Annotated in this window: 4 protein-coding genes; all 4 read right to left on the minus strand. The window is 74.9% G+C overall.

From position 1 onward, the window contains the following. Positions 1-7,665: an amino acid adenylation domain-containing protein gene (locus tag ACZ37P_RS28540; protein WP_467349248.1), complete on the minus strand. Its 7,665-nt coding sequence runs from the start codon at positions 7,663-7,665 to the stop codon at positions 1-3. Then, positions 7,662-22,412 (minus strand): amino acid adenylation domain-containing protein, encoded by a 14,751-nt coding sequence (locus ACZ37P_RS28545; RefSeq protein WP_467349249.1) that lies wholly within the window; start codon positions 22,410-22,412, stop codon positions 7,662-7,664. The genes ACZ37P_RS28540 and ACZ37P_RS28545 overlap by 4 nt, the downstream gene beginning before the upstream one ends. A gap of 506 nt (positions 22,413-22,918) precedes the next feature. Further along, positions 22,919-23,137, minus strand: a complete 219-nt coding sequence (locus tag ACZ37P_RS28550; RefSeq protein WP_188285961.1) for an MbtH family protein — start codon at positions 23,135-23,137, stop codon at positions 22,919-22,921. Positions 23,138-23,985: 848 nt separating this feature from the next. Further along, positions 23,986-25,395 carry an SDR family NAD(P)-dependent oxidoreductase gene (locus tag ACZ37P_RS28555; protein ID WP_467349365.1) on the minus strand — a complete coding sequence of 470 codons (1,410 nt, stop codon included), beginning with the start codon at positions 25,393-25,395 and terminating at the stop codon, positions 23,986-23,988. Between the last annotated feature and the right edge of the window lie 263 nt (positions 25,396-25,658).

Raw genomic sequence — 25,658 nt, forward strand, 5'->3', positions numbered from 1 at the left:
TCAGGGGGTGGGGAGGTAGCCGGTGGTGTGGCCGTGGGTGAGGTAGCGGGTGAGCACCGTGTCGGTCAGGGGCGGCAGGTGGACGCCCGCGGCGGCGGCTTGCGCGGCGGTGCGCCGGGAGTCGAAGCGGCGGTGGTGGGAGGGGGCGGAGCCGGCGGGCGGGGTGTCGTCGCCGAGCAGGAGCTGGGCGGCGTTGTCGGGCTGCGCCGCCACGCGGGAGCGCCACCGCGCCACCGGGACGGTGGGCAGCTCGTGGCCCAGGCGGGCGGCCACTTCGAAGACGGTCCGCAGGTCGGGGGCGTCCGGGTTGGTGAGGTGGTACACGGGCATGGCGGTACTGGTCCCGGCGGAGCGGGCCAGTGCCACGACGGCCGCGCTGACGTAGTCGACGGGTATCCAGTCGGTCGAGCCGTGCGGCAGGTCCGGCACCGCCCCGGCCTGGAGGCAGCCCTTGATGAGCTGCCAGAGCAGGTCGCGGTCCTGGCAGGCGCCGGTGGCGGTGTCGCCGCTGATCCGGCCGGGGCGGTAGACGGTGACCGGCAGGCCGCGGGCGCGCGCCAGGTCGACGATCCCCTCGGCCACCCACTTGCTCTGCGCGTAGCCGCCCGGCAGGTCGGCGGCCGGGCCGGTCGGCGTCGACTCCGTGACGGGCGCGGCGTCGGGATCGGACGACGGGGCGTAGACGCTCGTGGTCGAGATGTAGTGCATGCCCGGTGAGCCGGAGTCGGCGAGCAGCCGCAGCAGTTCCTCGGTACCGGCCACGTTGGCGGCGCGCAGATCGCCGTACGGGGCGGCGAAGTTGACCCGGGCGCCGTTGTGCAGCACCGGGCCGAGGCGGCGGGCCAGGGCGGCGCGGTCGTCGGGCGACAGGCCGAGACCGGGGGCGGCCAGGTCGCCGGGGACGGGACGGACCAGGTCGGCGTAGGCGGGGCGCCAGAGGCCGTAGCGCTCCAGGTTGGCCCGCAGCCGGTGCGCCGCGTGGTCCGGGCCGTCGGCGCGGACCAGGCAGTCGACGGGGCCGTCCGTGGCCTCGATGAGGTCGCGCAGCAGGAACGCGCCGAGGAAGCCGGAAGCGCCGGTCAGCAGGGGGCGGGCGGCGGGGCGGGAGCGGGTGGGAGCGGGTACCGGCGCGGTCCGGCGCGCACCGCCCGTGATGTCGGGGGCGAGCCGGACCTCCGCGAGGAGGTACGACGCGACCGGGTCCAGCGGTCCCTCGCCCAGGCCGTCGCCCGGCCCGGTCGGCGTGGTGTCCGGCGCCGCCGGACCTCTGTCCGCCGCGCCGTCCAGCGACCGGATGACGCCTTCGACCGTCGGCGCCGCGAACAGCGCCCTGAGCGAGGGCCGTCGGCCGCACCGCTCCTCGATCCTGCGGGCCAGGGTCACCGCGAGCAGCGAGTGGCCGCCGAGGGCGAAGAAGTCGTCCGTCACCCCGACCTCGGGCACGCCGAGCGTCTGCGCGAACGCCGCGCACAGCTCGCGTTCGCGGTCGGTGGCCGGGGGCCTGGACGCGGCGGGCGCGGCGTGACCGGGCGCGGGCAGGGCACGACGGTCGGTCTTCCCGTTGGGGGTGACCGGCAGCGCGTCGAGCCGGACGCACGCGGCCGGGATCATGTGGCCGGGCAGCGTGTCGGCGAGCCGGGCGCGGATCGCCGCCTCGTCGGGGGCCGTCTCGCCGCGCGCGGCCACGGTGTAGGCGACCAGGCGCCGGTCGCCCGGCCGGTCCTCGCGGACGACGACGCAGGCCGCCGCGACGCCGGGCAGCGCCGTGATCGCGGCCTCGATCTCACCGGGTTCCACCCGGAATCCGCGGAGCTTGACCTGGTCGTCGACCCGGCCGACGTAGACGATCTGGCCCTCGGCCGTACGGCGCACCAGGTCGCCGGTGCGGTACATACGGCCGCCGGAGCGGTCGAACGGGTCGGCCACGAAGCGGGACGCGGTGAGGGCGGCCCTGCCGAGGTAGCCGCGGGCCAGTCCCGCGCCCGACACGTACAACTCGCCGATGACACCGGAGGGGACGGGTGCCAGCCGGTCGTCCAGTACGTGCACGCGGGTGCCGTCCACGGGCAGGCCGATGGGGACCGCGCGGTCGGGGGCGAGGGCACCGTCCGCCCGCTGGAAGCCGCTCATGGTGGCGCAGACGGTCGTCTCGGTGGGGCCGTAGGCGTTGACGAGGTACCGCCCGCGCGCCCAGGCCCGCGCCAGCTCCGGCGGGCACGCCTCGCCCGCGAGCACCAGGGTGATCCCGGTGGGCAGGGAGCCGGGCTCCATCACCGCGAGCGCGGCCGGGGGCAGCGTGAGGTGGGTGATGCCGCGCGTGCGGACGGCGTCCGCGAGGGCGGGTCCCGGCAGCAGGGCTTCGCGTTCCCCGATCTCCAGGCAGGCGCCGGACAGCAGCCCCATGCACAGCTCCCAGAACGCGGCGTCGAAGCTGACCGACGCCATCTGGAGGACCCGGCTGCCGGGACCGGCCCGGAGCCGGTCGCGCTGCGTCCTGGCCATGGCGCCGACGCCCTGGTGGGTGACGACCACGCCCTTGGGCCGGCCGGTGGAGCCGGAGGTGTAGATGACGTACGCGGGATGCGACGGGAGCGCACGCCGCGGGACGGCGGTGTCCCCGCGCGGCGGGACCGGCGCACCGTCCGCCTCGGGGGTGTCGAGCACCAGGCGCGGTACGGCGGTCTCCGGGAGGCGGGCGCCGACGTCGGCCGTGGTGAGGAGCAGCCGCGGCCCGGCGTCGTCGAGCATGAAGGACAGCCGCTGGGCCGGGTAGGCGGGGTCGAGCGGCAGATACGCGGCACCGGCCTTGAGGACGCCGAGGAGGGCGACGACGAGGTCGTTGGTCCGGGGCAGCGCGACGGCCACCCGGTCCTCGGGGCCGATCCCCCGCGCGAGGAGACGGCGGGCCAGGGCGTCGGCGCGCGCGTCGAGTTCGGCGTAGCTGAGGGTGGCGGCCGCGTCGCGCACCGCCGGGGCGTCCGGGGCGCGGCGGACCTGCCGGGCGAAGAGTTCGGGGACCGTCGAGCGGGGCAGGTCGTCGGCCGGTCCTGTGCCCAGGGCGGCGATCCGGGCGCGTTCGCCGGGGCCGAGGACGTCGTAGGTCCGCAGCGGGCGGCCGGGGTCGGCGGTGACCTCGCCGAGCAGGACGACGAGGCGCTCGGCGAGCGCGCCGACCGTGGCCTCGGTGAACAGCTCCGTCGCGTAGTCCACGGTCGCGCGCATGCCGCCGGACGGGCCGGACGCGTCCTGACCGTCCGCCGTACCCGTATCCGTATCCGTATCCGTATCCGTACCGGCGGGTGTCTCGGTGAAGGTGAACGACAGGTCGAATTTGCTGACGCCCGGATCGACGGGCAGGCCGGAGACGGTGAGGCCGGGCAGGTCGAAGGGGGCGGCGGGGGCGTGGTTCTGGAGCACGAGCATGGTCTGGAAGAGCGGGTGGTGGTTCTGCGAGCGCGCGGGGTTGAGCAGTTCGACCAGCCGCTCGAAGGGGACGTCCTGGTGGGCGTAGGCCGCGAGGTCGGCGTCCTTGACGCGGTCCAGGAGTTCGAGGAACGTCGGGTCGCCCGCCAGGTCCGTGCGCAGCACGAGGGTGTTCACGAAGAAGCCCACGAGGTCGGTCGCGGCCTCGTCGGTGCGTCCGGCGACCGCCGTGCCCAGCGGGATGTCGTCACCGGCTCCGTGCCGGGACAGCAGCAGTGACAGGGCGGCCTGGAGCACCATGAAGACCGTGCAGCCGCGGCTGCGGGCGAGGTCGGTGACGCGCCGGGCCACGGCGGGGTCCAGGACGAAGTCGTGGCTGGCGCCGGTGTGCCGGGGGACGGCGGGGCGCGGCAGGTCCCACGGCAGTTCGACCAGGTGCGGCAGGCCGTCCAACGCCTGCTTCCAGTACCGCAGTTGGCGGGCCATGGCGCTGTCGGGGTCCTGCTCGTCGCCGAGCAGCCCGCGCTGCCAGAGCGTGAAGTCGGCGTAGTCGACGGGCGGTTCGGCCCAGGCCGGGGCCCGCCCGCCGACGCGGGCGCGGTAGGCGGCGGCGAGGTCACGGGCGAGGGGCGCCATGGAGGACCCGTCGGAGGCGATGTGGTGGATCACCAGGACCAGGACGTGGGCGTCGTCGGCCAGCCGCAGCACAGTCGCCCGCAGCGGCAACTGCCGCTCGATGTCGATCGGTTCGGCCGCCGCGGACCTGACCCGGTCGTGCAGCTTGTCCGGCTCGACGGTCTCCGCTGCCAGGACGAGGCGGACGTCGTCGGCCGCCGTGATGAGCTGGCGCGGTCCGCCGTCGTGCTCGGGGAAGACCGTGCGCAGCGCGGAGTGCCGGACGACGACATCGCGCAGGGCCCGGCGCAGCGCGCCGGTGTCGAGGGGCCCGTCCAGGCGTACGGCGAAGGGGATGTTGTACGTCGCCGAGGGCCCTTCGAGGCGGTGCAGGAACCACAGGCGGCGCTGGGCGTACGACAGCGGGAGGACGGCAGGGCGGGGCTGGGAGACGAGCGCGGGCCGCGCCGGACGGCGCGCGTCCTTCAGCGCGGTCGCGAGGGCGGCGGCGGTGGGGTGGTCGAACAGCGTGCGGATCTCGGTCTCGGCGGCCAGGGCGGTCCGGATGCGGCCCACCAGGCGGGTGGCGAGCAGCGAGTGGCCGCCGAGCGCGAAGAAGCTGTCGTCCGGGCCGACCCGGGGCACCCCGAGCACGTCGGCGAACAGGCCGGTCAGGATCTCCTCGTGGGCGTCGCGCGGGGCCCGGACCGGGGCCAGGTCAGGGGCGGCGGGCGCGGGGAGGGCCGCCCGGTCCAGCTTGCCGTTGACGGTCAGCGGGAAGCCGTCGAGCACCTGGATCGCGGTCGGCACCATGTAGCCGGGAAGGTGGCTGCCGACGTGCGCGGTGAGCAGGTCGGGGTCGGGGGTGCGGCCGGGCGCGGGGACGACGTACGCGGCGAGTCCGCGACCGCCGGGCAGGTCCTCGCGCACCATGACGCAGGCGGACCGCACCGACGGGTCGGCGCGCAGCACCGCCTCGATCTCGCCGGGCTCGATGCGGTGGCCGCGCAGTTTGACCTGCTGGTCGGCCCGTGCGACGTACTGGAGGACGCCGTCGGGCTGTTGGCGCACGAGGTCGCCGGTGCGGTACATGCGGTCCCCGGTGGCGGCGAACGGGTCGGCGACGAAGCGGGTGGCCGTCAGGGCGGGCCGCTCCAGGTAGCCGCGCGCCACGCCGGGGCCCGCGACGTACAGTTCGCCCTCGGCTCCCGGCGGGACCGGGCGCAGCGCGGCGTCCAGGACGTAGGCGCGGGTGCCGTCGGTGGGGCCGCCGATCGGCGGCGCGCCGTCGGGGCCGTCCTCGGGGCGCACTTGGTGGCGGGTGGCGAAGGTGGTCGTCTCGGTGGGCCCGTACACATTGAGGACGGCGGTGCCGGGGTGGGCGGCGGCCAGGCGTTGCAGGACGCCGGGGGCGGCGGCCTCGCCGCCCGAGGCGACCGTGCGGAGCAGGCCGAGCGCGTCCGGGTCGGCCTCGGCGACGAGGTTGAACAGGGAGGTGGTCAAGAACGCCGACGTCAGGCCGTGCCGGGCCACGAGGTCCCGGAGCACGGCGGGCTGGAGGGGGCCGGGCGGGGCCACGACGACCCGGCCGCCGCTGAGCAGCGGCGCCCACATCTCGAAGGTGGAGGCGTCGAAGACGTACGCCGAGTGCAGCAGGACGGCGTCGGCCGCGCCGCCGTGCCAGACGCGGTCGGCGGCCAGCGCGGCGATGTCGGCGTGGGTGACGCCGACGGCCTTGGGCAGGCCGGTGGAGCCCGAGGTGAACATCACGTACGCGAGCCGGGCGCCCCCGGTGACCTCCGGCAGGGTTCCGGGGGCGGCGGGCGCGCCTGCGCGGACCCGACCCGCGGCGTCCACGGTCAGCGTCGGCAGGGCGGTGGCGAGACCGCGGACCCACGGATGGGCGGCGGCGGCCTCGTCGACCACCAGGGCGCGCAGTCCGGCCGCCTCGGCGACACGGGTGAGCCGTTCGTCGGGCCAGCGCGGGTCGAGCGGCACATAGGCGGCGCCCGCGCCCAGCACGGCCAGGGACACGGTGACCTGGGCGGCCGAGCGCTCCGTCATGACACCGACGCGGCTGCCGGACGCGGTGGTGAGGCCGGTCAGGGCGCGGGCCGTCTCCCCCGCGACGTCGGCCAGTTCGCGGTACGACAACGGCTCGCCCGCGCCGGTCACGGCGGGCCGGTCGGGGTGGTCGGCGGCGTGGCGCAGCACGGTGTCCCAGACGCTGGTGTCCACGGTGCCGACGGGGAGCGGGGCGCCGCGCCCGAGGGCGAGCAGCCGTTCGCGCTCGCCGTCGAGGAGGACGTCGACGGTGTCGGCGCGGCGGTCGAGGCCGTCGGCCATCGCGGTCAGCACGCGCCGCACGCGGGCGACGGTGCGGGCCACGTCGTCGTGGTCGAGGACGGCGGCCCGGTAGCCGAAGGTGATCCTCAGCCGGTCGCCCGGCGCGATGGTGAGGGTGAGCGGGTAGTGGGCGGCGTCCGTGCCGGTGAAGCCGGTGAGGTCGAGGCCGGGCAGTCCGCGCCGGGCGGTGCTCAGCGCGGCGGCGTCCACCGGGTAGTTCTCGAAGACCGCGAGGGTGTCGAAGAGTTCGTCCAGTCCGGTGACGCCGCGGATCTCGGTCAGGCCCAGGTACTGGCTGTCCAGGAGGCGGCCCTGTTCGGCCTGGAGCCTGGTCAGGAGCGCGGCCAGGGTCTCGCCGGGCTCCAGGCGCAGCCGTACCGGCACGGTGTTGATGAACAGGCCGATCATCGATTCGACGCCGGGTATCTCGGGCGGGCGGCCGGAGACGGTGGTGCCGAAGACGATGTCGTCGCGCCCGGTGAGGTGCGTCAGCAGCAGTCCCCAGGCGCCCTGGACCAGGGTGTTGACGGTGAGCCGGTGGGCGCGGGCGGTCTCGCGCAGCCGGGTCGTGGTGGCCGCGTCCAGGTCGAGGACGAGCGTTCCGGGCAGGTCGTCGGTGGCGGCCGTCCGCGTCCGGCCGGGCCCGGCGAGCAGGGTCGGGGCCTCCAGGCCCGCCAGGGCGGTGCGCCAGGTGTCCAGGGCGGCGGCGCGGTCCTGCCGGGCGAGCCAGGCCAGGTAGGTCCGGTACGGGGTGGGGCGGGGCAGCGCGGTGTCGTCGCCGCGGCTCGCGTACAGCTCGAACAGCTCCCGTACCAGCAGCGGTGTCGACCAGCCGTCGAGCAGGATGTGGTGGCTCGTCATGACCAGCCGCGACTGACGGGGGGCGGTGCGCACCAGGGTGAACCGCATCAGCGGCGGGGAGGTGAGGTCGAAGCGCCGGGTCCGGTCGGCGGCGAGGAACGCGCCGAGCCGTTCACCCGCCGCCGCGCCGTCCCGCCCGGTCAGATCGAGTTCCTCCAGCGGTACGGGGACGGTGGCGGCGACCGCCTGTACGGGCTCGTCCAGGTCCTCGTGCAGGAAACCGACCCGCAGGTTGGCGTGCCGCCGCAGCAGGGCGGCGATGGCGGCGCGCAGCGCGGCGACGTCGACGGCGCCTTCGAGGTCGAAGACGAACTGCGCGGTGTAGACGTCCACGGCGGCGGAGTCGTACAGCGCGTGGAAGAGCATCCCCGACTGAAGCGGTGTCAGCGGAAGTACGTCCTCCAACTGGAACCCGGTCACTTGTGTCCACCCCACTTGTTCTGAAGCCGGTCGATCTGGGCCTGGTCGAGCGAGACCAGCGGTAGGTCGGAGGGCGTGTAGCCGCCCGCGTCGGGTTGTTCGGTGTGCTCGGCGATGGCGCGCAGGGCGCGTCCGAAGGCGTCGGACAGGGCGTCGATCTCCTCTTCCGCGATCAGGTCGGCGGCCCACGTCCACCGGGTCACCAGGCGCGGGCCGTCGGGCAGGTCCTCGGTGTGCGCGTTGATGTCGAGGACGTGGTGGACGGGCATGTCCGGGTCCTGGGCGCGCGGGCCGCCGCCGTCGAGCAGCACTTCCCAGTCGGCGCCCGCGTCCTGCCGCGCGGCCCCGGCGGTGTCCTGGTGCGAAGTGGTGTACCGGCCGAGGTAGTTGAAGCCGATCTGCGGTTCCGGCAGGGCGGCGAGCCGGGGGCGGGTGGCCGGGTTGAGGTGGCGCAGCATCCCGAATCCGAGGCCGTGGTCGGGCACGGCCCGCAACTGCTCCTTGACGCGTTTGAGCGCGCGGTCCACGAGCGCGGGGCCGAACCGCCCGGGGTCGCGGGGATCGACGGGTCCCGGATCGACGCTGACCGGGTAGAGGCTGGTGAACCAGCCGACGGTACGGGACAGGTCGACGTGGTCGGCGATCTGCTCGCGTCCGTGGCCCTCGACGTCGAGCAGCACGCCGGTGCCGCCGGGCAACGGGCCGCCGTCTGCCGCCCGTTGGGCCTGCCAGGAGTTCAGGGCGAGGGCGAGGCCGGTGAGCAGGACGTCGCCGACTCCCGCGTGGAAGGCGGCGGGCACGTCGGTGAGCAGCGGCGCGGTCCAGGTGGCGGGCAGCCGGGTGGTCACCGTGCGGGTCCGGTCGGCGGTGTCCAGGTCGGGGTGGAGCGGCCGGTTTCCCAGGCGGGGCGCGGGGGTGCTCAAGGCCCTTTCCCACAGCGGGAGTTCCGCTTCGCGCGCCGGTTCCAGCGCCTGGGCGGCGAGCAGCCGCGCCCAGCCGCGGTAGGTCGTGCCGACGGCGGGCAGGCCGTCCTCGGGCGGACCCGAGGTGACGGCGTGCCAGGCCGTGGCGAGGTCTTCGGCGAGGACGCGCCAGGAGACGGCGTCGACGGCGAGGTGGTGCACGACCAGCAGCAGCCGTCCGCGCGCGTGCGGTCCCGCGTCGCACCAGACCGCCTCGATCACGTGGCCGTCCGCGGGCCGCAGCCGCCGCCGGGCCCGCTCCCCCGCCTCGGCGAGGACGGTGCGGACGGCGTCGGCGTCGAGTCCCGCGACATCGACACGGGTGAGGCGCTGACGGATGCTCACGGCGCCGGGCGGCAGCACGTCGAGCACGGGGCTGTCCTCGCCGGTCCTGACGGCCCGCAGCCGGAGCGTGTCGTGGTGGTCGATGAGGCGCTGGAGCGTGGCGGCGACGCTGTCCTCGTCGGCTCCCGCGGGTGTGCGCAGCACCCCTGACTGGTTGTACCCGTCGATGGTGCCGGGCCGTCGCAGCAGCCACGCGGCGATGGGCGTGGCCGGCAGTTCGCCGGAGCCGGGTACGGCCTGGGCCGGCACGTCCTGGCCGAGGGTTCGGGCAACGGCCGCGATCGCCTCGGGCGTGCGGTGCGCGAACACGTCGCGCGGTGTGACGCTCAGCCCGGCCTCCCGCGCGCGGCTGACGAGCTGGATCGAGAGGATGCTGTCGCCGCCGAGACCGAAGAAGTCGTCGTCGGTACGGACGGTGTCGGTGTGCAGCAGCGCGGCGAAGACCTCGCAGAGCACGCGCTCGGACGCGGTGCGCGGCTGTCCTCCGGGCCGGGCGGCGGCGGGCCGGGCCGGGGCGGGCAGCGCCTTGCGGTCGGTCTTTCCGTTGGGCAGCAGGGGCAGCGCGTCCAGCGGGACGAAGACGGCGGGTGTCATGTAGGCGGGCAGTTCCGCGGCCAGGCGGTCGCGCAGTTCGCGGTCGGTGGGGGCGCCGGGCCGGTCGGGGACGGTGTAGGCGACCAGGCGCCGCTCCCCCGGTATGTCCTCGCGGACCAGTACGCACGCGGCGGCGATCCCGTCCAGGCCGGTGAGGGCGGCCTCGATCTCGCCGGGTTCGATGCGCAGGCCGTTGAGCTTGACCTGTTCGTCGGCGCGGGCGACGAAGGTGAGCTCGCCGTCGGCGCCGTATCTGACGAGGTCGCCCGTGCGGTACATCCGGGCGCCGCCGGGTCCGTGCGGGTCGGCGACGAACCGCGCCGCGGTCAGCGCCGGGCGGCCGAGGTAGCCGCGGGCGAGGCCGTCGCCCGCGAGGTACAGCTCCCCGGTGACGCCGGGCGGCACGGGCTGGAGGCCGCTGTCGAGGACGTAGGCGCGGGTGTTGTCGACGGGGCGGCCCAGCGGGACGCTCTCCCCGTACCCGTCGGTGTCCTGCCGCCCGTCCCACCGGTGGGCGGTGGCGTCGATGGTGGCCTCGGTCGGGCCGTAGAGATTGTGCACCCGCGCCCGCCAGTCGCGGCCGACGCGCTCCGCCAGTGTCCGGGTCAGCGGCTCGCCGCCGCACAGCACCGCGCGCAGGCTCTCGGGCGCGTCGCCGGGGTCGGTCTCGGCCAGCAGGAGCGAGAGGTGCGAGGGCACGAACTGCGCGACGGTCACCTCCGTCTCGCGCATCAGGGCCAGCAGTCCCGCCGGGTCGTGGTTGGCCGCGGGCGGCACGGGGCAGGTGGCACCGCCGTGGAGCAGCGGCAGCCAGGTCTCCCAGACGGAGGCGTCGAAGCTCGGTGAGGTGCGGGCGAGGACCCGGTCGTCGTCGGTGAGTTCGAGGTGGGCGGCCATCCACGCCATGTGGTTGGTGACGGAGCCGTGGGTGACGACCACGCCCTTGGGGCGCCCGGTGGAGCCCGAGGTGTAGATGACGTACGCCGCGTCGCGCGGGTCGGCCGCCACAGCATTCCGACCGGCCGCGCCGGTGCTCACGGCCCCCGGGTCCAGGTCCACGTCCAGGTCCAGGACGGGTACGGGCAGGTCCTGCGGCGCGGTGGCCCCGCGGGTGAGCAGCAGTACGGGACGGGCGTCGTCGATCATGAAGGCGATACGGGCCCGCGGGTACTCGGGGTCGACCGCCAGATAGGCCGCCCCGGCCTTGGCCACCGCCAGCATGGCGACCGTCTGGTCCGCGGTGCCGGGCATCGCGAGGGCGACCAGGTCGCCGCGGCCGACCCCGCGACCGCGCAGGCGGTCCGCCAACTCGTCGGAGAGCGCGTCGAGTTCGGTGAAGGTCAGGGTCCGCGCGCCCGCGCGGACCGCGACGGCCTCCGGGGTCCGGGCGCGCTGGGCCTCGAACGCCGAGGGGATCGTGCCCGCAGCGGGCCGGAGCGGGCCGTGCCCGGCCGCCAGCAGCGCCGCCCGCCGGTCGGCGGCCAGGACGGGGGCGGTGTGCACGGGCCGCTCCGGCTCGGCGGCGAGCGCGCCGAGGAGCCGGGTGAGGCGGTCGGCCAGGCCGTGCGCGGTGGAGTGGGCGAACAGTTCGGTGGAGAACTCCAGGACCGCGTCGAGACCGGCGGGCGCGTTCACCTCGTCGCGCTTCTCGGTGAAGGTGAACGTCAGGTCGAACTTGCTGATGCCGGTGCCGACATGCTGCCCGGTCACGGTGAGGCCGGGCAGGTCCACGGCGGCGTCGGCCTGGTTCTGGAGCGCGACCATGGTCTGGAAGAGCGGGTGCCGGTTCTGGGCGCGGACCGGGTCGAGGCTGTCCACCAGGCGTTCGAACGGAATGTCCTGGTGGGCGTAGGCGGCCAGGTCGAACTCCCGCACGCGGTCGAGCACTTCGCCGAAGGTGGGGTTCCCCGACAGGTCGGTGCGCAGCACGAGGGTGTTGACGAAGAAGCCCACCAGGTCGTCCAGCGCCTCGTCGGTGCGCCCGGCCACGGGGGTGCCGAGCGGGATGTCCTCGCCCGCGCCGTGCCGGGAGAGCAGCACCGCCACACCGGCCTGGAGCACCATGAACAGGCTGCACCCGCGCGCGCGGGCGAGGTCCGCCAGCGCCCGATGGGTACCGGCGTCCACGGCGAAGGAGAACGCGTCGCCGCGATGCGAGGTGACGTCGGGGCGCGGCCGGTCGTACGGCAGGTCGAGGAGTTCGGGAGCGCCGTCGAGCGCGCCGCGCCAGAAGTCCAGTTGGCGCGCGGCCCGGCTGGACGGGTCGTCCTCGGCGCCGAGCAGTTCCCGCTGCCACAGCGTGTAGTCGGCGTACTGCACGGCGAGTTCGGTCCAGCCGGGCTCCTCGCCCGCGACGCGGGCCCGGTACGCCAGGCCCAGGTCACGGGCGAGCGGGGCCAGCGACCAGCCGTCGCCCGCGATGTGGTGGACCAGCAGGACCAGGACGTGGGCGTCGTCGGCCAGCCGCAGCAGCCGCGCCCGCAGCGGGAGGCCGGTGCTCACGTCGAAGGTGTGCGCCACCTCCGCGCTCAGCGCCTCGTCCAGCCGCCCGGGGTCGGTGTCGCGCGGCGCGAGGTCAATGTCCGCGTCGTCGGCGGCGCGCACCACCTGGCGTGCCACGCCCCGTGTGTCGGGGAAGACCGTGCGCAGGCTCTCGTGCCGCTCGACGACGTCGGCCACGGCGCTCGCGAGGACGTCCGCGTCGAGCGGACCGTCCAGCCGCAGCACCATCGGCACGTTGTACGTGGCGCTGGGCCCCTCGAACCGGTTGAGGAACCACAGACGTTGCTGCGCGAAGGACAGCGGCAGCGGGTCGGGGCGGGAGGCGGCCCGCAGCAACGGCGTCCTGGCCCGCCGCGCGTCGTCGAGAGCGTCGGCGAGCCGGGCCGGGGTGGGATGCTCGAACAGGGCTCTGACCTCGATCTCCACACCGAGCGCGGTGCGGACGCGGGCGGCGAGGCGGGTGGCGAGCAGCGAGTGGCCGCCCAGTGCGAAGAAATCGTCGTCGGCCGCCGCGGCGGGCAGTCCGAGGACGTCGGCGAACAGGCCGCGGACGATCTCCTCGCGGGCGGTGCGGGCGGCCGTCGTGCGGACCGGCGCGCGGCGGGCGGGTTCGGGGAGCGCGTGCCGGTCGACCTTGCCGTTGGGGGTCAGCGGCAGCGTGTCGAGGAGGACGAACGCCGACGGCACCATGTAGGCGGGCAGCGAGTGGCCGAGGGCGCTCGCGAGCGCACCGGCCTCCGGGCGGCCGTCGGCCGCGGGCACCACGTAGGCCACGAGCCGGCGGTCACCGGGGGTGTCCTCCCTGACCATGGCGAAGGCGTCGGCGACCCCCTCGCAGCCTGCCAGCGCCCCTTCGATCTCGCCCAGTTCGATGCGGTAGCCGCGCAGCTTGACCTGGCCGTCGGCGCGGCCGACGTACTCCACCTGGCCGCCCGGGGTCCAGCGCACGAGGTCTCCGGTGCGGTACATCCGGCCGCCCCCCGTACCGAACGGGTCGGCCACGAAGCGCGTGGCGGTCAGGTCGGGGCGGCAGATGTACCCGCGCGCCACGCCGCGTCCTGCCAGGTACAGCTCGCCCGTGACACCGGGCGGCACCGGACGCAGGTGGTGGTCGAGGACGTGACCGCGCATGCCGTCCAGCGGGCGGCCGATGGGCGGCGGCCCGGTCGGCAGATCCTCGGTGACCTGGTGGCGGGTGGCGAAGGTGGTGGTCTCGGTGGGCCCGTACACGTGCAGGAGTCGCGCTCCGGGCGCGACCCGGGCGACGCGCTGCATCAGGTCGGGCGAGGCAAGTTCACCACCGGCGCAGACGAGCCGCAGCCCCGCGAAGGCACCGGGATCGGTCTCCGCGATCACGTTGAACAGGGCGGTGGTCAGGAAGACGGCGGTCACGCCGTGCTCGTGGACGGCGTGGTCGAGGACGTGTGCCTCCAGGGCGCCTTCGGGTGCGACGACGATCCGGCCGCCGCTGAGCAGCGGCGCCCAGATCTCGAACGTCGAGGCGTCGAAGACGTACGCCGAGTGCATCAGCACCGCTTCCACCGCGCCGTCGTGCCACGCGGAATCGGCCGCCAACGCCAGGACGTCCCCGTGCGTGACGCCAACTCCCTTGGGCAGACCGGTCGAGCCCGAGGTGAACATCACGTACGCCAGGGTCGCGGGGCCGGGCACGGGGGCCGGGGCGGCGGGGCGGCGCGCTCCGGACAGCACCCGGCCGAGCCGGTCCACGACCACGACCGGCGTCCCGGCGGCGGCGACCCGGGGCGATCGCGCGGCCTCCTCGCCGACGACGAGGAGGCGGATGTCCGCGATGTCGGCGACCTGGCTGTGGCGTTCGTCGGGCCAGCGCCTGTCGAGGGGGACGTAGGCGGCGCCGGAGCGGACGATGCCGAGGGACACCGACACCACCGCGGCGGACCGGTCGAGCAGCACACCGACCCGCGTCTCCGGACCGGCCCCGAGACCGGCGAGCACCCCGGCGAGGTCGGCCGAGATCCGGTCGAGTCCCGCGTAGTCGAGGGTGGTGTCGTCGGCGACGACGGCCACGGCGTCCGGTGTGCGCCGCGCCTGGGCGGCGAAGGCGGCGGTCAGGGTGCCGTCCTCCGGGCCGGTCGGCAGGGCGCGGCCGGTGCCCCAGCGCGTGATGCGGGTGTGTTCGTCCGGCGTCATCAAGTCGTACGCGGCCAGGCGCAGGTCCGGATCGGCCACGACCTGTTCCAGCAGCCCGACCAGGCGCGCGGCGAGGGTTTCGACGGTGGCACGGTCGAAGAGGGCGGTGGCGTACTCGATTCCGGCGCTCAGGGAGCCGTCCGCATCGGGGGCCCCCGCGGGCTCCTCGGTGAAGGCGAAGGTGAGGTCGAACTTGCTCAGGCCGTTGTGGACGAGGCGGTCCTCGACGGTAACGCCGGGCAGGTCGGGGCGGGGACTGTCCTGGTTCTGCAGGACGAGCATGGTCTGGAACAGCGGGTGGTGGTCGCGCGCTCTGGCGGGGTTGAGCTCCTCCACAAGCCGCTCGAAGGGTATGTCCTGGTGCGCGTAGGCCGTCAGGTCGAACTCCCTGACACGGGTGAGGAGTTCGGCGAAGGTGGGGTCGCCGGACAGGTCGGTGCGCAGCACGAGGGTGTTGACGAAGAACCCGACCAGGTCTTCGAGCGCCTCGTCCGTGCGGCCCGCCACCGGGGTGCCGAGCGGGATGTCGTCCCCGGCGCCGTGCCGGCTCAGCAGGGTGGCGACGGCCGCCTGGAGCACCATGAACAGGCTGCTCCCCGACTGCCTGGCCAGCTTCAGCAGGCCGTCGCGCACGGCGGGCGGCACGTCGAAGGCGTGCACCGCGCCCCTCGGGTCGACGACGGCCGGGCGCGGCCGGTCCGAGGGCAGGTCGATCAGGACGGGCAGCCCGTCGAGGGCGGCGCGCCAGTGGTCGAGCTGTTCCCGCAGCAGGCTGTCGCCGTGGGCGGCGGGGTCCTCGACGGCGCTGTCGCTTCCGTCCTCGGCGAGAAGGGCGTGCTGCCACAGGGTGTAGTCGGCGTACTGGAGCCGCGCGCCGGGCGCCGTGCCGCCCTCTTCGCCCGCCAGGCGCGCCCGGTAGGCGTCGCCGAGGTGGCGGGCGAGCGGGGCCAGCGACCAGCCGTCGCCCGCGATGTGGTGCAACACCAGGACCAGGACGTGGTGTTCGGGCGCGGAGCGCAGCAGCAGCGCGCGCAGCGGCAGGTCGGTCCCGACGTCGAACGGCTCCTGTACGGCGTCCAGGACGGCCGCCTCCAGCCGCGAGGGGGCGGTGCTCGTGACGGGCAGCGCGGGCGCGGCCGTTTCGGCCGGAAGGATCAACTGGTGCGGTACGCCGTCCCGTTCGGGGAACACCGTGCGCAGCGCCTCGTGCCGGGCGACGGTGTCGCGCAGCGCGCCGCGCAGGGCGTCCGCGTCCAGGGCGCCCCGCAGTTGCAGGACGAGCGGGATGTTGTACGTGGAGCTGGGGCCCTCCAGCCGGTTGAGGAACCACAGGCGGCGCTGGGCGAACGACAGCGGCAGCGGGTCGGGCCGCCGCGTGACGGGCAGCACCGCGGGTCGGCGGCGGCCCGGCGTGTCCAGGACGCGGGCCAGCTCCTCGACGGTCGGGTGCTCGAACAGCGTGCGCAGGGTGACGTCGGCGTGCAGCAGGGTGCGGATACGGCTGACGACGCGCATCGCGAGCAGGGAGTGCCCGCCGAGGTCGAAGAAGCTTTCCCCGGGCCGTACTTGGGGCACTTCGAGGACGTCGGCGAAGATCCCGGCGAGCAGTTCCTCCTGGAAGGTGCGCCGTCCCGGTGCGCTCGGGCCGCCGGTGCCCGCGGCGGGCTCGGGCAGGGCGCGGCGGTCCACCTTGCCGTTGGGCAGCAGCGGAAGGGCGTCGAGCACGACGACCGCCGAGGGGACCATGTGGTGGGGCAGCGTCCCGGCGAGCGCGTCGCGCAGGCCGGGACCCTGCGGTGCCGGGTCGCCGGTAACGGCGTACGCGACCAGGACGGGCCTGCCGGGGACGTCCTCGCGGACGACGGCGCAGGCGGCCGTGACGCCGGGCAGGGCCGCCAGTTCGGCCTCGACCTCGCCCAACTCGATCCGGAAACCACGGAGTTTGACCTGGTCGTCGGCGCGGCCCCGGTATTCGAGCAGGCCGTCGCGGCTCCACCGCACGAGGTCGCCCGTCCGGTACATCCGGGCACCGGCGGCGGAGGTCGGGTCGCCGGGGTCGGCGGTGGCGGCGAGGTCAGCGCCGGTGGCGGCGAAGGGGTCGGCGACGAACCGGGCGGCGGTCAGCCCCGGCCGGCCGAGGTAGCCGCGCGCGAGGTTGGGGCCCGCCAGGTACAACTCCCCGGTGACACCAGGCGGGACGGGCCGCAGCCGGTCGTCGAGGACGTACCCGCGCATGGTGTCGACGGGGCGGCCGATCGGCACGGTCTCGGACGCGGCGGTCGCGGCGGACGGCTCGTCGGGCGCGGCGGGCCGGGCGCGCGGGCCGGTGGGCGCGGTCGTCGCGTCCGGCACGCGGTGGGCGGTGGCGTCGATGGTCGCCTCGGTCGGCCCGTAGAGATTGTGCGTCGGCACCCGCCACTGGGCGGCGACCTCGGCCGCGACGGCGCGCGGCAGCGGTTCGCCGCCGCACAGCACGGCGCGCAGGTCGGGCAGCGGGGCGTGGCTCCCGGCCTCGGCGAGGACGAGGGCGAGGTGGGAGGGCACGAATTGGGCGAGGGTCACTCCGAACTTGCTCATCCAGGAGACGAGTTCACGGGGTTCCTCGTTGGCCTCGCGCGGCAGCACGCAGACCTCGGCGCCGTTCACCAGCGGGAGCCACACCTCCCAGACGGACGCGTCGAAGCTGGTGGAGGTGCGGGCGAGCACCCGGTCGTCCGCGGTGACGTCCAAGTGCCGCGTCATCCAGGCCATGTGGTTGGCCAGCGCGCCGTGCGGCACGACCACGCCCTTGGGGCGGCCGGTGGAACCTGAGGTGTAGATGACGTACGCGGGGTCGGCCGGATGGGACGGTCTCGCGTCCCGCGCCATGGGGCCGGCCGCCATGTCGGCCGGGTCGTCGAGCGCGAGCCGGGGCGGCCCGCCGACGGGCAGGTCCTCGCGTATCCGCCCGGTGGTGAGCAGCAGGACGGGCCCGGCGTCGTCGAGCATCTGCCGGATGCGCGCCGCCGGGTACCGCGGATCGACGGGCAGGTAGGCCCCGCCCGCCCGCAGGACCGCCAGCATGGCCACCACGGTGTCCACGGACGGCGGTACGGCCAGGGCCACGACGCTCTCGCGGCCGACCCCTCGCTCGCGCAGTACCTGGGCGAGGCTGTCGGCGCGGGCGTCGAGAGCGGCGTAGGTCAGGCTGGCGCCCGCGTCGCGCACGGCGACGGCGCCGGGTGTGCGCAGGGCCCACTCCCGGACCGCCTCGGGCACGGTACGGGTCGGCAGCGGTCGCCGCTCGCCCTGTCCGCGGGCGAGGAGCCGGGCCCGCGCGCCGGGCGCCATCGGCTCCAACGCGCTGACGGTGAGGCCGGGTTCGGCGACGGCCTGGGTGAGGACACGGACGAAGCCGTCGCACAGGTCGCGGGCGGTGTCCGGGTCGAAGAGGTCGGCGGCGTACTCCAGATACCCGCTGATGCCGCCGGCCTCGGCCGGGTCGCCGTCGGGGTCGGGGTCGGCCTCCGTCAGCGAGAGGGTCAGGTCGAATTTGCTGATCCCGGTGTGCGCGGACCGGTCGTGGACGGTGACGCCCGGCAGGTCGAGCCGCGCCTGCCGCTGGCTCTGGAGGACCAGCATGGTCTGGAAGAGCGGGTGGTGGTCGCCCGAGCGCTCGGGGTTCAGCTCCTCCACCAGCCGTTCGAAGGGCAGGTCGGCGTGGCCGAAGGCGGCCAGGTCGAACCGCCCCACCCGGTCCAGCAGTTCGCGGAAGGTCGGGTCGCCGGACAGGTCGGTGCGCAGCACGAGGGTGTTGACGAAGAAGCCGACCAGGTCGTCCAGTGCCTCGTCGGTACGTCCGGCAACCGCCGTGCCCAGCGGGATGTCGGTGCCCGCGCCGTACGCGTGCAGCGTCACCGCGAGGGCCGCCTGGAGGACCATGAACGGGGTACGGCCGCACGCGCGGGCGAGCCGGACCAGCGCCGTGTGCGTGGCGGCGGGCAGTTCGATCGGGTGCGCGCCGCCGCGGTGGGTGGGCACCGCGCGCCGGGGCCGGTCGAGCGGCAGGTCGAGGAGGTCGGGCGCGCCCGCCAACGCCTCCCGCCAGAAGGCGAGTTGACGTGCGCCCAGGCCGTCCGGGCCGTCGCCGCCGAGCAGTTCGCGCTGCCAGAGCGTGTAGTCGGCGTACTGCACGCGCAACGCGGGCCAGTCGGGGGCGTCCGCGCCCGCGGTCCTGGCCCGGTAGGCGGCTCCGAGGTCACGCACGAGCGGGGCCAGCGACCAGCCGTCGGCGACGACGTGGTGCAGGACGAGGACCAGGACGTGCCGGGCGGGGCCCAGCACGAGCAGGTGGGCGCGCAGCGGGGCGTCCCCTGCGAGGTCGAAGGGGAGCGAGGTCAGGTGCCGTACCGTTTCCTCGGCCCAGGCGGCGGCATGCTCCTGGCCCTGCTCGCGTCCCAGGCCCGCGCCGGCTTCCGCGCCTTCCGCGCCGTCGTCGCGTGCTGCCGCTGCCCCGTCTGCCCCGTCTGCCCCGCCTGCCCCGCCTTTGTCGGACGGGGCGTGCGCGACCGTGAGCGGGACGAGCGCCGCCGCGTCGGCGCCGTGCCGGATCACCTGCCGGGCGACGCCGTCCTCCTCGGCGAAGACGGTGCGCAGGCTCTCGTGCCGGTCGACCACGTCGGCCAGCGCCTCGCGCAGGGTCCGCACGTCCAGGTCGCCGTCGAGCGCGAGGACGAGCGGGACGTTGTACGTGCTGCCGGGGCGGCCCTCGACGCGGTTGAGGAACCACAGCCGCTGCTGCGCGAAGGACAGCGGCAGCGGGTCGGGGCGCTGGCGCGGGGCGAGGACCGGTCCGCGGGCGCGGGCGGTGTCGAGGACCCCGGCGAGGGAGGCGACCGTCGGGTGGTCGAAGAGGGTGCGCAGGTCGAGTTCGGCCCCCAGCGCCGCCCGTAACCGGCCGGTGAGCCGGGTGGCCAGCAGTGAATGGCCGCCCAGCGCGAAGAAGTTGTCGTCGATGCCGACGGCGGCCACGCCCAGGACGTCGGCGAACAGCCCGGCGAGCACCTCCTCGCGCGGGGTGCGCGGGGCACGGCCGGTCGCGACCGCGGCCGGCGGCACGGGCAGGGCGCGCCGGTCGACCTTGCCGTTGGGGTTCAGCGGCAGCGCGTCCAGCGGGACGAACACCGAGGGCACCATGTACGAGGGCAGGGCGCGCGTGACGTGCCGGACCAGGGACTCCTCGTCGGGGCGGACGTCGGCCGACGGCACGATATAGGCGGCCAGCCGCCGGTCGCCCGGCGTGTCCTCGCGCACCACGACGCACGCGGCGCGCACACCCGGCGCGGTGAGCAGGACGGACTCGATCTCGGCGGGCTCGATGCGGTAGCCGCGCAGCTTGACCTGGCCGTCGGCGCGGCCGACGTACTCCACCTGGCCGCCCGCGGTCCAGCGCACGAGGTCGCCGGTGCGGTACATCCGGCCGCCCCCCGTACCGAACGGGTCTGCCACGAAACGGGTCGCGGTCAGGTCGGGGCGGCCGACGTAGCCGCGCGCCACACCGGAGCCGCCGACGTACAGCTCCCCCACCACGCCGGGCGGCACCAGGCGCAGGGCGTCGTCGAGCACGTACAGGCGCATGCCGTCCAGGGGCCGGCCGATGGGCGGCGGTCCCGGCAGCGGGTCGGCGGTGACGTGGTGGCGGGTGGCGAAGGTGGTGGTCTCGGTGGGCCCGTACACGTGCAGCACCGTCACGTCGGGCGCGCCGACGGCCACCCGTCGCAGCAGGTCGGGAGCGGCGGCCTCGCCTCCGGAGCAGACCAGGCGCAGTCCGGCGAACGCCGTCGGCTCCTCCTCGGCCACCAGGTTGAACAGGGCGGTGGTCAGGAACAGCGCGGTCACCGCGTGGCGCTCCACCATGTCGCGCAGGACCGGTGCGTGCAGGACGCCTTCGGGTGCGACGACGATCCGGCCGCCGCTGAGCAGCGGCGCCCAGATCTCGAACGTCGAGGCGTCGAAGACGTACGCCGAGTGCATCAGCACCGCTTCCACCGCGCCGTCGTGCCACGCGGAGTCGGCCGCCAGCGCCAGAACGTCCCCGTGCGTGACGCCAACTCCCTTGGGCAGACCGGTCGAGCCCGAGGTGAACATCACATACGCGAGCCGGTCGGGATGTCCGGCCCTCAGCGGCGGCGTCGGGGACGGCGGCCCGCCGCGGACGACGGCACCGGTCCTGTCGACGACGACGACCGGCAGACCGGCCGCCGCCTCCTTCACCCACGGCTGCGCGGCGGCGGCCTCGTCGACCACCAGGGCGCGTACGCCCGCGACGCCGCAGACGCCGCTGAGCCGTTCCGCGGGCCAGGCCGGGTCCATCGGCACGTAGGCGGCGCCCGCGCCCACCACGCCGAGGGTGGCGGACACCACCGCGGCCGAGCGTTCCAGGAGCACCGCGACCCGGTCCTCCGCGGCCACGCCCCAGCCCGCCAGGGCGTGGGACAGGGCGTCCGCGGTGCGGGCGAGTTCGCGGTAGGAGAGCGTGCGGGCGCCGTCCACGACGGCCGTCGCGTCCGGGGTCAGGCGCGCCTGGGCGGCGAACGCCTCGGGCAGGTTCGCCGTGGCGGTGCGCGGCGGCAGTTGCGCGCCGCGGCCCTGGGCGAGGACCGCCTCGGCCGCGTCGTCGTCCAGGAACGGCAGGTCGCGCAGCAGGGTGTCGGCGTCCGCCGCCGCCAGCGCGGTGAGGAAGGAGACGAGAGCGTGCTGGTGGAGCAGGACGTCGTCGGGGTGGTAGAGCGCCGGGGCGGCGTCCAGCCCGATCAGCGGGCCTATGCCCTCCGACCGTTCGGAGACGAAGAGCGACACGTCGTCGACGGGTCCGATGGACAGCACACGGGAGGTGGCGGGGCTGCCCGCGAGGTCGAGGTCGAAGTTGTAGGGCATGACGTTGACGACGAGATCGGTCAGGCGCGCGGCGTCGTCGCCCGCGTCCACCTCGCGGGCGAGCTGTTCGCGGGAGTAGCGGCGGTGGCGCAGGGCGCGGGCCATCTCGGCGGACACCGACCGGATCAGGTCGCCGACGGTCCGGTCGGCGGGCAGGCGCAGCCTGATCGGCAGCACGTTGGCCGTCATGCCGACGGCGTGCCGCAGCGCGCTGTGCCGGCCGTTCGAGGCCAGCCCGACGGTGACGTCCTCGCGGCCGGTGGCCCGCGCGACGTACGCGGCGGCCGCGCTCACCACGACGGCCGTCCAGGTGGTGCGGCGGGCGGAGCCGAGCCGTCGCAGGCCGTCCAGGACGGCGACGGGCAGCGACTCGCCGGTGTGCAGCGGGGCGGCCGGGCCCGCGCCCGGCGGGGCGGCGGCGCCCGCGTCCGGCAGGTCCGCGGCGCGGCGGCGGATGAGCGGCGCGCCGCCGCGGGCGTCCGCCTCGTCCGCCGTTCCCGCCGTTCGTGCCGTTCGTGCCGTTCGTGCCGTTCCCGCCGGTACCGCTGTCCCGGCCGTCCCCGCCGCGTCCGTCCCGCGTTCGGCGGTCGGCCCGGCGAAGGTGTCGATCCAGTACGCCCGGTCCGCGCGGTGGCGCTCCGACCCGAGGTACGCCAGCTCGTCCGCCACCAGCTCGCGCAGTGAGGCGGCCGGGAGGTCGACCGCGGCGATGTCCTCGCCGCGGACCGCACGCGCGTAGAGGTCGGCCACGAGGTGGTTGACCACGCCGCCGCTGAGGCCGTCGATGGCTATGTGGTGGTAGCGCACGTACCAGTAGCGCAGCCGGGGGGCCAGACGCAGCAGCGCGAAGTGGTGGGACGGGGCGTCGAGCCGGTCGACGGTGGCCATGTCCCGTGCCATGTACGCCTCGGCCTCGGCCGCCGGGTCCTCCGCGCCGGACAGGTCGATCAGGCGGACCCGGTCGGTCGCGGTGGCCGGGCGGTCGGTGACGTACTGCCGGACGCCGTCGTCGCCGGTCTCGAACCGCAGGTGGAGATTGTCGCAGTGGGCGACGGCCCGGCCGAGCGCGGCGGCGAAAAGCGCCTCGTCGAGGTCGCCGCGGATCTCCAGGCATTCCCCGATGTTGTACTTCGGACTGTCCGGATCGATCAACTGCCCGTACCAGACACCTTGCTGGGCCGACGTCAGTTCGAAGAGATCCCGGGAAACGCTGTCCGCCGGGAAGGAACTGTCTTCTGAGAAGGAGCTGTCTTCATGCATGCCGGTCGACCCCTTCGGGGAGATTCTGGAACGGTGCGGAGAAACGACGAAATCAGCCCGTCGATAAAAAGGCCGCCGACGCCGTGCCGAGGGAGGCGGGCCGAAAGCGCGCCCGCGTCATCGGCTCGGGCACTCGGGTTCCGCCGGCGCGGCGATTCGCGGCGAAGGGCGTTCCCTGCCGCGCGCGGCGGATGACGCCGCGAAGGACCGGGTGATGGTCCCGGTGAAACACCCGCGACGAAAGAGAGCATTCACGGACCGAAAGTGATCGTGTGCGGTCACCTTCGGTCGGACCCGCTCACCGAGGCGGCGGGAAGCGCGAGGGACGGGGTCGGGGGGGGGGGGGGGGGGGGGGGGGGGGGGGGGGGGGGGGGGGCCGGCTGAAAAGCGACCGGCCTCCTCTCCTCCCCCCCCCCCCCCCCCCCCCCCCCCCCCCCCCCCCCCCCCCCCCCCCCCCCCCCCCCCCCCCCCCCCCCCCCCCCCCCCCCCCCCCCCCGGGACTCCGCCTACCGGACGTCCGCCTCCATCGCGCGCACCAGGCTCGTGGGCCGCATGTCGATCCAGGACTTCTCGATCGCGTCCAGGCACTCCTGACGGGATCTCTCCGGGCCGTCCGCGTGCCAGCCGCCGGGTTGGTCGAGATGTGCGGGCCACAGGGAGTGCTGTCCCTCGTCGTTCACCAATACGACGAACCGAGCCGAGTCGTCGTCGAAAGGATTAACCATGGCCGCTCCACCTTCCCTCAGTTTTCCGTTTCTTCTCGCCGTACGGCCCCCGGTAAAGCGCGGGGCGGCACAGCCCTGTCCCTATTCGCATCATCGTCAGAGTACAACAGCCGACTTCTTCGGACGGAAAGACTGCCGGGAGGCCGACGATTGGCCGGTTTCACCTGTTGGGGGTACGAACTTCCTCCTCACCTGATTCAGATCGAAGAACCGGGGTATATAGGCCCCGGCGGCGACGGACATATTTTCGATTACCGGGTGCACCCCGCCCCGAACTGCGCCTTCTTCGACGGCGGCGGAGCGGACCGGCCAGGCCGTAGATAAATGCCAGGGCATCGCATCACGTAAAGCTCGCCGCCTTGGCGCCCGAAACGACGGCGCGGAATCGGCGGCGCTCGTTAATGGCCAAATCCGTACATCGGTAATCGACCGGGCGGCATCACGGATTATTCGGCAAGAGCGGCTGGCATAGGCCACCGGATTCGGTGATTCCGCTCCGCGGGGAATTCGCACGTCACAGGTGCGCGCCAGGAAATGCGCCGTGCGGGCGCCGGGTGCCGCGCGCCCCCCGCGCGCCGGTTGCACTCGGGGCACGGGAGGGGCGCGTGAGGGGCGTGGGAGCTGAGATCTACGACCTTGCGCGTACGGCGACGCGGACGCGCGTAGGCGGACTGCTCAGCATTCCTGGTACGCGCGGCGACGCGTGACCGCCGGACCGGCCGGACGGCCCGGTGCGGCCCGGTCCGATGGGTCGTCGGCGGCAACGGCAACGGCAGCAGCGGCAGCGGCAGCGGCAGCGGCAGCGGCAGCGGCAGCGGCAGCGGATGAGCGTCACCGCCCGCGCGGTGTCACCAGGCGGAGGGGGCGTAGTCCTTCAGGAAGCAGCCGTAGAGATCCTCGCCGCGTTCGCCCCGGACGACGGGGTCGTAGACGCGGGCGGCGCCGTCGACGAGGTCGAGGGGGGCGTGGAAGCCCTCGGCGGCGAGCCGGACCTTGTCGGGGTGGGGCCGTTCGTCGGTGATCCAGCCGGTGTCGACGGCGGTCATGAGGATGCCGTCGGTGTCGAGCATCTCCTGGGCGCTGGTGCGGGTGAGCATGTTGAGCGCGGCCTTGGCCATGTTGGTGTGGGGGTGGCCGGGGCCCTTGTAGCCGCGGCTGAACTGCCCCTCCATGGCGGAGACGTTGACGACGTACTTGCGGCGCGCCGCGGCGGCGGCCATGGCGGGCCTGAGCCGGCTGACGAGGACGAACGGCGCGGTGACGTTGCAGAGCTGGACTTCGAGGAGTTCGACGGGGTCGACCTCGCCGACGGTCTGCACCCAGGTGTTGGTGGGGTCGAGGTCGGGCACGAGCCCGCCCGCGTCGATGGCGGTGCCCGTTTCGATCCTGGCGAGCGAGGCGGAGCCGCTGACGAGCGCGAGGGCGGTGACGTCCTGCGCGGTGAGGGCGTCCTCGCGGCGCGGGGCCGGGAGGGCGGCCGCGGTCTGCGCGCCGCTGCCGAAGGCGCCGAAGACCTCGGAGGCGGGCAGTTCGCCCGCGGGCAGCGGCGCGGACTCGGCGGCGACCAGCTCGCGGTAGGCGTCCGGGGAACGGCGTACGGTCTGGGCGGCGTTGTTGATCAGGATGTCGAGCGGGCCCGCCGCCGCGACCGAGTCGGCGAGGGCGACGACCTGGGCGGGGTCGCGCAGGTCGATGCCGACGATCTTGAGCCGGTGGATCCACTCGTCGCTGTCGGGCATGGCCTTGAAGCGGCGGACGGCGTCGTTGGGGAAGCGGGTGGTGATCGTCGTGTGCGCGCCGTCGCGGAGCAGCCGCAGCGCGATGTACATGCCGATCTTGGCGCGTCCGCCGGTGAGCAGCGCGCGGCGCCCGGTGAGGTCGGTGCGCGCGTCGCGGCGGGCCCGGTTCTCGGCGGCGCACGACGGGCAGAGCTGGTGGTAGAAGGCGTCGACCTCGACGTAGCGGGTCTTGCAGACGTAGCAGGAGCGGGGCCGCTCCAGGATGCCCGCGATCTCCGTGCTGACGGAGGTGGTGAGCTGGATGCCGAGGGTCTCGTCGTCGATCCGGTCGGCGGCGCCGGTCGCGGTGGCCTCGGTGACGGCCTTGTCGTTGGCGGTCTTGGCCGCCCGGCGCTCCTGGCGGCGGCGCTGCTTCACCGACCGGTAAATGCCCGCGGTGGCCCGGCGTACGGCGATGGCGTCGGGGTGGTCGACGGGCAGCGTGTCGAGTTCGCCGAGTACGGCGAGGCAGACCGCCATCCGCGCGGGATCGATGCCGGGCACGTCGGCGAAGCCCTCCACGGCCTCCGCAGCGTCCACGGCCTCCGCGCCGTCCGTGTCCTCGGCATCACCGATCGGTTCCTCGTAGGCCCCGTGGCCGTGAAGGTCCTGCGTTGTCGCCGTCATCCCGCCGCTGCTCTCTCCGTATGTGCCCATGCGATGCCCCCGCGTGCCCCGCCCCGGCCGAACTTTACGTTTGCACCGGTAGCAGCTCCAAACCCGGCCGCAGGACCCGGCGGTAC

The sequence above is a fragment of the Streptomyces sp. NPDC024632 genome (genome assembly GCF_055559175.1).

Excerpts from the sequence above, each read along its gene's own strand:
- ACZ37P_RS28545 (WP_467349249.1), bottom strand. The coding sequence starts at position 22,412 with ATGCATGAAGACAGCTCCTTCTCAGAAGACAGTTCCTTCCCGGCGGAC.
- ACZ37P_RS28550 (WP_188285961.1), bottom strand. The coding sequence starts at position 23,137 with ATGGTTAATCCTTTCGACGACGACTCGGCTCGGTTCGTCGTATTGGTG.
- ACZ37P_RS28555 (WP_467349365.1), bottom strand. The coding sequence starts at position 25,395 with ATGGCGGTCTGCCTCGCCGTACTCGGCGAACTCGACACGCTGCCCGTC.